This is a genomic window from Flavobacterium sp. F52, from assembly GCF_000278705.1.
In the GTDB taxonomy this organism is placed as follows: domain Bacteria; phylum Bacteroidota; class Bacteroidia; order Flavobacteriales; family Flavobacteriaceae; genus Flavobacterium; species Flavobacterium anhuiense.
In genome coordinates this window covers 143,446-155,978 of sequence record NZ_AKZQ01000037.1, presented here as the reverse complement: position 1 = coordinate 155,978, position 12,533 = coordinate 143,446, and the positions used below count along the sequence as shown (strand labels likewise).

Annotated in this window: 9 protein-coding genes and 2 tRNA genes; 6 read left to right on the top strand and 5 right to left on the bottom strand. The window is 34.7% G+C overall.

The genetic code is table 11. From position 1 onward, the window contains the following. Positions 1–2: 2 nt before the first annotated feature. Both FF52_RS19210 and FF52_RS19205 read left to right on the top strand, forming a co-directional pair. Positions 3–839, top strand: coding sequence for an ABC transporter permease (locus tag FF52_RS19210; RefSeq protein ID WP_008468172.1), 837 nt, complete (start codon positions 3–5; stop codon positions 837–839). Positions 840–852: 13 nt separating this feature from the next. Continuing rightward, complete coding sequence (locus FF52_RS19205; RefSeq protein WP_052017608.1) at positions 853–3,204, top strand: T9SS type B sorting domain-containing protein; 2,352 nt, start codon at positions 853–855, stop codon at positions 3,202–3,204. Between the two features lie 126 nt (positions 3,205–3,330). Here FF52_RS19205 and typA read toward each other — a convergent pair whose 3' ends face one another. After that, positions 3,331–5,127 (bottom strand): translational GTPase TypA, encoded by a 1,797-nt coding sequence (gene typA, locus FF52_RS19200; RefSeq protein ID WP_008468169.1) that lies wholly within the window; start codon positions 5,125–5,127, stop codon positions 3,331–3,333. A 169-nt stretch (positions 5,128–5,296) separates the two neighbouring features. Here typA and FF52_RS19195 point away from each other — a divergent pair, with 169 nt between their 5' ends. Then, a complete protein-coding gene (locus FF52_RS19195; RefSeq protein ID WP_008468168.1) occupies positions 5,297–7,006 on the top strand; it encodes a PAS domain-containing protein in 1,710 nt (569 codons plus the stop codon). Positions 7,007–7,011: 5 nt separating this feature from the next. Next, positions 7,012–7,419: a response regulator gene (locus tag FF52_RS19190; RefSeq protein ID WP_008468167.1), complete on the top strand. Its 408-nt coding sequence runs from the start codon at positions 7,012–7,014 to the stop codon at positions 7,417–7,419. A 206-nt stretch (positions 7,420–7,625) separates the two neighbouring features. Here FF52_RS19190 and rpsT read toward each other — a convergent pair whose 3' ends face one another. The 4 genes from rpsT to proS all read right to left on the bottom strand — a co-directional run bounded on the left by rpsT (position 7,626) and on the right by proS (position 9,777). Then, entirely contained in the window at positions 7,626–7,877 is a 252-nt protein-coding gene (gene rpsT / locus FF52_RS19185) for a 30S ribosomal protein S20 (RefSeq protein WP_008468166.1), read from the bottom strand. Positions 7,878–8,031: 154 nt separating this feature from the next. After that, positions 8,032–8,103: transfer RNA gene (locus FF52_RS19180), tRNA-Glu, on the bottom strand. A gap of 45 nt (positions 8,104–8,148) precedes the next feature. Next, positions 8,149–8,220, bottom strand: a tRNA-Glu gene (locus FF52_RS19175). Positions 8,221–8,298: 78 nt separating this feature from the next. After that, positions 8,299–9,777 carry a proline--tRNA ligase gene (gene proS / locus FF52_RS19170; RefSeq protein ID WP_008468165.1) on the bottom strand — a complete coding sequence of 493 codons (1,479 nt, stop codon included), beginning with the start codon at positions 9,775–9,777 and terminating at the stop codon, positions 8,299–8,301. A 102-nt stretch (positions 9,778–9,879) separates the two neighbouring features. Here proS and FF52_RS23790 point away from each other — a divergent pair, with 102 nt between their 5' ends. Then, a complete protein-coding gene (locus FF52_RS23790; RefSeq protein WP_008468164.1) occupies positions 9,880–10,896 on the top strand; it encodes a hypothetical protein in 1,017 nt (338 codons plus the stop codon). A gap of 43 nt (positions 10,897–10,939) precedes the next feature. Further along, positions 10,940–12,523 (top strand): OmpP1/FadL family transporter, encoded by a 1,584-nt coding sequence (locus FF52_RS19160; protein WP_008468162.1) that lies wholly within the window; start codon positions 10,940–10,942, stop codon positions 12,521–12,523. Positions 12,524–12,533: the final 10 nt, after the last annotated feature.

The following is a 12,533-nucleotide window of genomic DNA, read 5'->3' as shown; positions in this document are numbered from 1 at the left end:
CCATGAAAAGACTTCTTTCTATAGAATTGCAAAAAATCTGGATGAACAAAGCCAGTAAAATATTAACTCTAACTTATTTCATTTTACTTTCTTTTATAGCCTTAATTGCAGCTATAAAATTCGACATAGGACCTTTCAAATTTCATTTGGCAGAAATGGGGATTTTTAATTTTCCTTTTATCTGGCATTTTAACACTTATGTTGCCGCTTGGATGAAATTCTTTTTAGCAATCGTTATTGTTTCAATGATGGCAAATGAATATAGCTATGGAACTTTAAAACAAAACTTAATTGATGGTCTCAGCAAAAAAGAATTTATTCTATCGAAATTCTTAACTGTCGTTTTATTTGCCTTTGCATCTACTGTTTTTGTTTTTATAATGAGCTTAATTCTAGGATTATGCTTTTCTTCTTACACAGAGTTCGGGATTATCTTTAGCGACTTAGATTACCTTTTGGCCTTTTTTGTAAAACTGACAGGTTTCTTTTCTTTCTGTTTATTTTTAGGAATCTTAGTAAAACGTTCTGCTTTTGCATTGGGTTTCCTTTTGGTTTGGAACATTCTTGAAGGTATTATTAAAGCTATTTTGGCATTCAAAGTTTTTCCCGAAAGCAACACTAATCAAAAAATAATGCAATTTTTCCCGTTGGAAGCCATGTCTAATTTAATTGTCAATCCAGGCCCGAGATTATCTGTCGTCAAAAATATTGGCACACAAATGGGAATTGAAACCGATGCTGATTTTAGCGTTGATTATTTTGCTGTTTTTATTGTTTTAATTTGGACTTTTGTATTTATACATTTTTCTTACAAATTATTAAAAAATAGAGATTTGTAGTATATTTGTTACTATGAGTCCTTCAAGAATTTTATTTCTAACATTCTTTTTGTGCTGTTTTTATAACAAAATCAGTGCACAGGCTATATCTGTAAATTCTACTGCCACACCAGCCGATTTAATTCAGAATGTTTTAATAAATAGTTCTTGTATTGATACTGAAAGTGTAAGTGCTTCAGGGAATCCGACTCCAAACCAACAGAGTTATGGTTCTTTTACGGGAGGTGCAAATTTTCCATTCTCTAGCGGAATAGTTTTAAGCACTTCCCCAAGCAAAAAAGCTGAAGGTCCTTACATACAGCAAGAGTCAAAAGGCACGCAAGTGCCAGGTTGGAATGGCGATACTGATCTTAATCAGGCGCTGGGAATTAATAGCAGCACTCAAGCAACAGTCTTAGAATTTGATTTTATAGCGTTGACCAACTCTATCAGCTTTAATTATATTTTTGCCTCAAATGAATATCAACTCAATTTCCCTTGTATTTATTCAGACGGATTTGCTTTTTTGATTAAAGAAGCGGGAAGCAGTGAAAACTATAAAAATCTCGCTGTTTTACCCAATACTACGACAGCAGTTTCAGCAACAACAGTCCATCCAAAAATTGACAACATGAACGGAGCTGGCGGAGAACCACTTATTGGCTGTGCCGCTGTAAATGAAAACTACTTTAATGGATATAATACAACTTCTAGCCCTATTAATTATGCTGGCCAGACAGTAGTCATGAACGCTTATACAGATGTCATTCCAAACAAAAAATACCATTTAAAATTGGTTATTGCCGATGATGCAACAAGACAGTATAATTCGGCAGTTTTTATTGAGGCAGGCAGTTTTGTAACGAAAATAAATTTTGGTGAAGATAGAACTGTAGCAAATAACAATCCTATCTGTTTTGGCGAAAATTACGTTTTAGACACCAATATAAGCTCACCAGCTTACACTTTTAAGTGGTTCAAAAAAGATGCTTCCAACAATTATGTTGAGATTTCTGGAGCAACGTCTTCATCTTATCCTGTACAAACAACAGGAATGTATAAAGTCGAAGCAAACTTGACTGGCTCAACATGTATTTCTATAGGAGAAATTACCATTGAGTTTGCTCCTGAAATTCAATCAACCAACACTTCTTTATTACAATGTGATGATGATGCCGATGGTTTCACCATTTTTGATTTAACGAAAGTTGCTAATATTGTAAAAAACAATAATCCGCAGATCACCAATCAAGGATATTACGAAACTTTTGCCCATGCACAGGCAAAAACAAATCCAATTTCAAATCCGCAGCGTTACACCAATAAAGCTGCGAATCAAATTGTTTTTGCTAGGATTGAAAATACTTTTAGTTGCAGTGCAATAGCTCAAATTACATTAAATGTTTCAAGCGCTGTAATTCCAAATCAGGCTCCAATTGCCAAATGTGATGAAGATGAAACGCAAGACGGTTTATATCAATTTGATTTAGCGACAGAAGTAACTCCTCAAGTTTTAACGGGTCTGCCCTCTGGATTGATAGTCAATTATTTTTTGACAGCTTCAGATGCAGTTACAGAGACTAATCAGCTACCCAATATTTTTAAAAATACTACGCCAAATAGCCAAACTATCTACGCTCGTGCTGCTAATGGTTCAAACTGTTATGACATAACTCCTATCGAATTGATTGTACATACTTTTGACCCGCCTAATTTTGAAGATGTAACACAATATCTTTGTAAAGGTGATGAGATAACATTAGACGTTGCTACTGGCTTTAGCAGCTATACTTGGTCTAACGGAAGTACAACAAATTCAACCCAAGTTAATACCGCTGGTGATTACTCTGTGACGGTAACAGATGTAAATGGATGTAAAAAAACCAAAACCTTCAAAGTAATTTTATCTGAGCCAGCTACAATTACAGGAGCAGACGTAAAAGATTTCTCTGGAACAGACAATTCTGTGAAAATCTTGTATACTGGAGTGGGAAATTATGAATTTTCTCTGGATGGAACTATTTTTCAAGACGATCCTAATTTCACACAAATAAGTCCTGGAATCTACAATGCAATTGCCAGAGACAAAAATGGTTGCGGCCTGTCTAATGTATTTCAAATATATGTTTTGGATTATCCGCGCTTCTTTACTCCAAACGGAGACGGATACAATGATTTGTGGGCAATTAAAAACATTGACCAAATGCCCGACTATACCATCTCTATTTTTGATCGCTACGGAAAATTATTAAAACAAATGAATCAGAATGGATCAGGCTGGAACGGAATTTTTAACGGAAGAGAAATGCCTTCAGATGATTATTGGTTCACACTTCTTTTTGTTAATGGAAAAAATGTAAAAGGACATTTTAGTTTAAAAAGATAAAACTACTTCAAATTTCAACTTTTTTAAATTCCAAATCCCAATAAATGATTAGTTTTATAGATAAAAAAAGAATCCCAAACTCCATAATTGGAATTTGGGATTTTTTATATTGAATTTTAAATCTAATTAGATTTTAAATCTTTTTCTATCATTTTCGTTCAAGTAAATCTTTCTTAAACGTAAAGATTTTGGAGTAACTTCAACATACTCATCTTTTTGAATGTACTCTAAAGCTTCTTCCAATGAGAATTTGATAGCTGGAATAATTCTAGCTTTATCATCAGCTCCAGAAGAACGAACGTTAGAAAGTTTTTTCGTTTTAGTAACGTTAACCGTCATATCGTCGCTACGAGTATTTTCTCCAATTACCTGACCTTCATAGATATCCTCGTTTGGATCAACGAAGAATTTACCACGATCTTGTAATTTATCGATAGAGTAAGGAATTGCTTTTCCGTTTTCCATAGAGATTAATGAACCGTTATTACGTCCAGGAATTTCTCCTTTGTATGGTTCGTATCCAATGAAACGGTGTGCCATAATTGCCTCACCTGCAGTAGCAGTAAGCAATTGGTTTCTCAAACCGATAATTCCACGAGATGGAATGTTGAATTTGATGATCATACGCTCTCCTTTACCTTCCATAGAAAGCATTTCTCCTTTACGGATAGTTACGAACTCAACTGCTCTACCTGAAAGGTTTTCTGGCAAATCGATAGTTAATTCTTCAATTGGCTCACATTTAACACCATCAATTTCTTTGATGATAACTTGTGGCTGACCAATTTGAAGCTCGTACCCTTCTCTTCTCATTGTTTCGATAAGAACAGACAAGTGAAGTACACCACGACCAAAAACCATGAATTTATCAGCTGAATCAGTTTCTCCAACTTTCATCGCTAAGTTTTTCTCAAGCTCTTTTGTCAATCTTTCACGAATATGTCTAGAAGTAACAAATTTACCTTCTTTACCAAAGAAAGGAGAATCGTTAATTGTAAACAACATACTCATTGTTGGCTCATCGATAGCGATAGTTTGTAAAGCCTCTGGATTTTCAAAATCAGCGATAGTATCACCAATTTCAAAACCTTCAACACCTACAACAGCACAAATATCACCAGCAACAACTTCTTCAACTTTTCTACGGCCTAAACCTTCAAAAGTGTGTAATTCTTTAATTCTAGACTTGATGATTTTACCATCTCTCTTTACCAAAGAAATTGGCATTCCTTCTTTTAAAGTACCTCTTTCAAGACGACCAATAGCGATACGACCTGTAAAAGAAGAGAAATCTAAAGAAGTAATCAACATTTGAGGAGTACCTTCAGTTACTTTTGGAGCAGGCACATTTTTAATAACCATATCCAACAATGGCTCAATGTTTTGCGTTTGAACTTTCCAATCATCAGACATCCAGTTGTTTTTTGCAGAACCGTAAACTGCTGGGAAATCTAACTGCTCTTCAGTAGCTCCTAATTCGAACATTAGGTCAAAAACTTTTTCATGAACTTCCTCAGGAGTACAGTTTTCTTTATCTACTTTATTGATAACCACGCAAGGTTTCAACCCTAAATCGATCGCTTTTTGTAAAACGAAACGAGTTTGAGGCATTGGTCCTTCAAAAGCATCAACTAGCAAACATACACCATCGGCCATGTTCAATACACGTTCTACTTCACCTCCAAAATCGGCGTGGCCAGGAGTGTCAATAATATTGATTTTTGTTCCTTTATATTGAACCGATACGTTTTTAGAAGTAATTGTAATACCTCTCTCACGCTCTAAATCGTTATTATCTAAGATTAAATCACCTGTGTTTTCGTTCTCACGAAATAACTGACAGTGATACATAATTTTATCAACCAAAGTTGTTTTACCGTGATCGACGTGGGCAATAATTGCAATGTTTCTAATAGATTCCATCTGTGATTTTTAATGGGCGCAAAGGTACACTTTATTTTCTAAAAAAAAATGTTTCTGACATAGTTTGCGTATATACAATCAATTAGTTAATACAAAAACACGAAAATATCGTTTTCAAAATGACATTAAGATACGTTCTGTTATAGTTAAATTAACTATATTTGAGGTGATGAAAAGTAAAACTCTCCAAATTACTCTTATTTATACCATCATCTCGATAATTATGGCGGTCTTATGTCATAAATTACTCATAACCTACTTTTCTTCTTCAGAATATCTATACTTATCTTTAATAAAAGATGTTGTTTTTATTCTAATTACAGGACTGGTTTTCAGATTTATACTTTCAAAAAACGAAAAAAGAAACATAACCATCTTTGAAAAGTTAAACAAAACCAATGAAGAAATAGAAGAATCTAATGAGAAATATGACATTGTAGCAAAGGCGACTAGCGATACAATCTGGGATTGGAAAATTCAAGAGGACAGTATTAATTGGAACAAAGGAATCGAAAGTGTCTTTGGTTACGACCCAAAAGAAGTGGGTAAAACTTCTAAATGGTGGTTTGACAAAATTCACCCGGAAGACAGCATCCGAATGTCAATAAAATTATATTCCTTCATAGAACAGAAAACTGAAAAATGGCAGGATCAATACCGCTTTAGATGTGCAGACGGATCGTATAAATATGTTTTAGACCGAGGTTTTTTATTGAAAGATGAAAATGGAAGAGCCATCAGAATGATTGGAGCTATTCAGGATATTACAAAACAAAAAGAAGAAGAACAGCGACTAAAACTTTTAGAAACCGTAATTACACAATCTAAAGACTCTATTTTAATTACTGAAGCTAATACTTCTGAAAGAAAAATACCTAAAATAGTCTATGTGAATCCCGCTTTTTCTCAAATGTCAGGCTATCAGTCGAATGAAATTATTGGAAAATCGCCAAACATTTTTAAAGGACCAAAATCAGATTCTGAAGAACTGAAAAAACTCTTAACGGCTATAAAAAATGAAGAAGAATGCCTAATTGAAACCATTACTTATACGAAAAGTAAAAAAGAATACTGGGTACGCTTTTCCATGATTCCTATTTTTAATAATGAAGGAGTGATTTCGCATTGGATTTCAATACAAAGAGATATTACTGACGAGAAAAAATTGGAGACAGAAAAAGAACATCTTATCCGAGAATTAACCCAAAACAATAAGGATTTAAAGCAATTCTCATACATAACATCCCACAACCTTAGAGCACCACTTTCTAATTTAATTGGTCTTTTAAATTTAATAGAAGACATTCCTATAGAAAATGAGGAGCTAGAAGAAATATTAGCTGGATTTACAAAATCAACGCATTTACTAAATGAAACCATCAATGATTTGGTAAAAGTCATCATTATTAAAGACAATCCTTCGATGCAAAAAGAAGAAGTATCTTTAAAAGAAGTTTTTGAAAATGTTTTCAGTCAACTTTCGTTTCAAATTGAGTTACACAAACCCATAATTAAGCTTAAATTTGATAAAGTTCCAGAACTTATTACAAACAAGGCTTATATTGAAAGTATTTTATTAAATCTGCTCACCAATTCTATAAAGTACAAATCGGAGAACAGAAAACTGAAAATATCCATAATAGCCGAACAAATAGAACAAAGAACCATCTTAACCTTTAAAGATAACGGAATCGGAATTGACCTTGAACGAAATCGCGACAAAGTATTTGGCCTTTATCAAAGATTCCATAATTATCCTGACAGCAAAGGCTTAGGGCTATATCTTGTAAAATCGCAGGTAGAAACAATGGGCGGTACAATCTCCATTGATAGTGAAGTTAATAAAGGAACTACATTTACGATAACATTTAAAAATTAATTATTATGCTTGAGCAGATTTTATGCATTGATGATGACCCTATCACATTAATGCTATGCAAAAAAGTCGTTTCAAAATCTTCATTTTCGCATGAAGTTGTTACAGCTCAAAACGGCGAAGAAGCCCTTCATCATTTCAATGTTTTAAAATACACAAATGACAAAGCAAGAAAAAGGCCTGAATTAATTTTTTTAGATTTGAATATGCCAATTATGGGCGGATGGGAGTTTTTAGATCATTTCACTTCCCCAGATTATAGAGAATTCAACATGGTTCCCGTAATTGTATTATCTTCTACTATAGACCCTGAAGATCTTGCAAAGGCAAAAAAGTACCCTATTATTGTAGATTTTCTTTCAAAACCTATTACACAGCCAATGTTGGAATATCTTAAGAGGAAAATTGATTTATAAAATTCCAATGTTCTAAATACCAAACCCCAAAATTCCTTAACATAGAAAATTAAAATTCAATAATTCAATTTTTTAAAACAACAAAATCCAAATTCCCAACATTACAAATATTAGAATTTGGATTTTCAATTGAAATTTCCTTTTCGAGTTAAAACAAAAAAGTCCTCTAAAAGAGGACTTTTTATATCTTTAGTAAATTGTTTTAATTACAATTTAGCAACATGTTTAGTTAATTTAGACTTCAAGTTAGAAGCTTTATTATCATGAATGATGTTCTTTTTAGCTAATTTATCAATCATAGAGATTACAGTAGATAATTTAGCAGCAGCATCAGATTTATCAGTAGCTAATCTTAATGCTTTAAGAGCATTACGAGTAGTTTTATGTTGATATCTGTTAAGAACTCTTCTCTTTTCGTTACTTCTGATTCTTTTTAATGCTGACTTATGATTTGCCATTTTCTTTTAATTTTAGATGTAATAATTATTATAAATACTAGTTAAAAAAGAAAAACCTCCCACAATTGCTATGCAATCACTTTGGTTTTAACTAATAAAACAAAAACCGAGACACCAATTTTTGTTTTACAAAACTTATTTACAACTAATTTTGTAGTCCGTAGGGGAATCGAACCCCTGTTACCAGGATGAAAACCTGGCGTCCTAACCCCTAGACGAACGGACCTCAATTCTCCTAAGTTGGAAACTTTTCAATATGTAATATAACTTGTAGTCCGTGGGGGAATCGAACCCCCCTTACCAGGATGAAAACCTGGCGTCCTAACCGATAGACGAACGGACCGTGCTTCTGTATTGCGGATGCAAAGATACATCTATTTTTTATTTGCGCAACACCTAATGCAAAAAAATATATCTTTTTTTAATATGCCTTAGCAAAAAGCACTCTTTTAGAAGAAGGTTTCCCAGTAAACACACAGGTTCCCGCCTCTTCAACAGCGTCCAAAGGAATGCAACGAATCGTCGCTTTTGTCAATTCTTTTATCTTTTCTTCTGTCTCAGCGGTTCCATCCCAATGAGCAGATAAAAAGCCTCCTTTTCCTTCTAAAACTTCTTTAAATTCCTCAAAACTATTCACTTCCGTAATATGAGTGTTACGATAATCTAATGCTTTTGTAAATAAGTCCCTCTGAATCTGTTCTAGAAGATCATTAACATGTTCAACGATTTTTTCGCTAGCAACAACTTCTTTTGTCAAGTTATCGCGTCTTGCCACTTCAAAAGTTCCGTTTTCTAAATCTTTTGGACCAACTGCAATTCGAACAGGAACTCCTTTCAATTCCCACTCTGCAAATTTAAATCCTGGTTTTTGAGTTGTTCTATCATCGAATTTAACCGTGATTCTTAATTTTCTCAATTTAGCCGTCAAGTCCTTAACTGCTTCCGTAATTTGAACCAGTTGTTCATCTGTCTTATATATAGGTACAATAACCACTTGAATCGGAGCCAAATTCGGAGGCAATACCAATCCTTGGTCATCAGAATGCGTCATAATTAGCGCCCCCATCAAACGAGTAGATACTCCCCAAGAAGTTCCCCAAACATGCTCTTGTTTTCCTTCAGCATTAGCAAATTTAACATCAAATGCTTTTGCAAAATTTTGCCCTAAGAAATGAGACGTACCAGCCTGCAATGCTTTTCCGTCTTGCATTAATGCTTCGATACAATATGTTTCATCCGCTCCAGCAAAACGTTCTGTTTCAGTTTTAAAACCTTTTACAACTGGAATTGCCATAAAGTTTTCAGCAAATTCAGCATAAACATTCATCATTTTTTCAGACTCTTCCAATGCTTCTTCTTTTGTAGCATGAGCGGTATGCCCTTCTTGCCACAAAAACTCAGCAGTTCTCAAGAACAAACGCGTACGCATTTCCCAACGAACCACATTTGCCCATTGATTAATTAACAAAGGCAAATCTCTATACGACTGTACCCATCCTTTATATGTAGACCAAATAATAGCTTCACTTGTTGGACGAACGATAAGCTCCTCCTCTAATCTTGCATTGGGATCAACCATTAATTTACCAGGTCTTTCCTCGTCATTTTTTAATCTGTAATGCGTTACAACCGCACATTCTTTAGCAAATCCCTCAGCATTTTTCTCCTCCGCTTCAAACATGCTTTTCGGCACAAACAAAGGGAAATACGCATTTTGATGTCCAGTTTCTTTGAACATGCGATCTAACTCGGCTTGCATTTTTTCCCAAATAGCATATCCGTATGGCTTGATTACCATACATCCTCTAACTCCTGAATTTTCAGCTAGATCTGCCTTTACAACCAGTTCGTTATACCATTTCGAATAATCTTCTGATCTTGTAGTAAGGTTCTTACTCATATTATATTTTTTGGCACAAATTTTGTTTTAAATAATTTTAACTAAATAGTTTGACAAAACTAACTAATTTTGTAATGTGCAACAATAAAAAACACCACAGATATGAAAACTTACCTTTCACTCCGCCAAAACTCTAATCATTTTTACTTAATTGTATTACTGAGTTTACTGCTAGCATCATGTGGTTCTTACCAAAACTCCTCTTATTACGATAACGATGGCGTTTATGGTGGTTCATCTGTTAAATATGTAGCAAATGGAACAAATAACCAATACAAGGAATATTTCAGATCATTACAAGACGACAATCAGCCAACTGAAATATTCACTGACGTTGACAATTATACTAATTATTCTGACAGCACTCAAACTGCTTCTGTAGCTTATCCTGCATGGGGAAGCAGCAGTTCTGACGTTTCTGTAAACTTCTACACTACCCCTACATGGTCATTTGGATTTGGATGGGGATATCCTTATTACGGATGGGGATATGGTGGTTATTGGGGATGGGGTTACCCTTATTATGGATGGGGATATCCAGGATGGGGCTACTACCCTGGCTGGGGTTATCCAGGATGGGGATACCCATATTATGGCTATGGGTATAACTACTCTTATAACTATGGAAGAAGAGGTTCTGCAGCTTATTATAGAGACAGAAGCTATGCTTACAATAGAAATTATAGCACTAACAGAGGCTACATAACCAATAGGAACTACACCACTAATAGAGGATACTCTACTAATAGAGGAGATTACACAACAAACAGAAATTACACCACAAATAGATCAAACAGCTATACTGACTTCAGAAGAACCTCTACTTTAAACAGAGGAACTACAAGTCCTACATTTACTAATAGAGGAACATATAACAACGGTTCTAATTATAACTACACTAACAGAAGATCTTACAACAATAGCGGAAATACCACAACAAACAGAAGCTATACGCCTAACTACAATAACGGCTCTTCTAGAAGTTATACACCAAGCAATAGTAGCTCGTCAAGAAGCTACTCTCCTAGCATGGGAGGCGGTGGTGCTTCTAGATCATACAGCGGCGGTGGCGGCGGTGGCGGAATGAGATCTGGCGGCGGCGGTGGAGGAAGAAGATAATTTTTCTCTCACTTCACTTAAATTCGAACTAAAACTTATCAAAATGAAAAAAATATTTTTCCTATTTATAACGGGACTAACTGCCTGCGCGTCATATTCTCAAGAAGTTTCAGATGCTCTACGTTATTCACAAGAAAATCTTACCGGAACTGCACGCTACAGAGCCATGAGCGGTGCTTTTGGAGCTGTTGGAGGAGACATTTCTGCCTTAAGTGTCAACCCTGCCGGATCAGCGATCTTTAATAGCAATCAAGTTGGAGTATCATTTAGCAATCAGAATATTAAAAACAACTCTAACTACTTTGGCACTCAGACTTCAGACAAGGAAAACTCTTTTATACTGAATCAAGCTGGCGGTGTTTTTGTTTTTAAAAACCACGATCCAAGAGTTGGATGGAGTAAAATTGCAATTGGGGCAACTTACGAAAATACAAATAATTTCAACAATGAAGTTTTTTCTGCAGGAACGAATCCTACGAATTCTGTTGATGCATATTTCTTAGATTATGCAAATTACAGCAATGGGGGCACTCCTGTTCCTCACGAACTTGTTAATACCCAAGGCAACGAAACGGTTTCTGATTTATACCATTATCTAGGGTCTAATTTCCCAAATGGGCAATACCCGAACTTAAGTGGTTTTTCTGCACAACAAGCCCTATTAGGATATCAAGGATATATTGTGAACATTGATGACGTAAACAATCCTAATAGCCCTTATTCAACGAACGTCCCTAAAGGCAATAACACCAACTATTACCAGACTAACGACATTTACTCAAGAGGATATAACAGCAAAGTAAGTTTCAATATTGCTACATCATACAAAGATCGACTATATTTAGGAGCAAATTTAAATGTTCATATCACAGACTATAGGAGATCAACAAGTTTTTACGAAACCAACAATGGTACGCTCACATCAAACGAAACAATATCAAGTATAAGATTCAATAATGACTTATATACTTATGGAAATGGCTTTTCTTTCCAACTTGGAGCAATAGGAAAAGTAACTGACAATTTTAGACTTGGTGTAGCATACGAATCTAACACTTGGTACGAATTGTACGATGAGCTTTCACAAAGTTTATATACAACACGACAAGCTGCAGGCGGACCAATTGTTAATGCTAATGTAGCTCCTAATGTTGTAAACATATACGAATCTTACACTTTACAAACACCTGACAAATGGACTTTTAGTGCTGCTTATGTTTTTGGGAAATCAGGATTATTAAGCATTGATTATGGCATCAGAAATTACGGAAACGCTAAATTCAAACCAAGCAACGCGGGCTTTGGCGGCATTAACAATGAAATAGATAACACTCTAACTAGTACTGGCGAACTTCGTATTGGTGCTGAATACAAAATCAAACAATTAAGTTTAAGAGGAGGATATCGCTATGAAGGAAGTCTTTATAAAAATGGAATTACAGTTGGCGAACTAAACAGCTATTCTGCTGGTTTGGGTTATAATTTCGGATCTACAAAAGTAGATTTAGCTTACTCTTATTTAGAAAGAGATTCAAATCAAGGTTTCTTTACAAGAGGATTCACTGACGGAGCAAACATTACTTCGAAATTAAACAATGTTACGATGACTTTATTATTTGAATTGTAATTAGAAATCA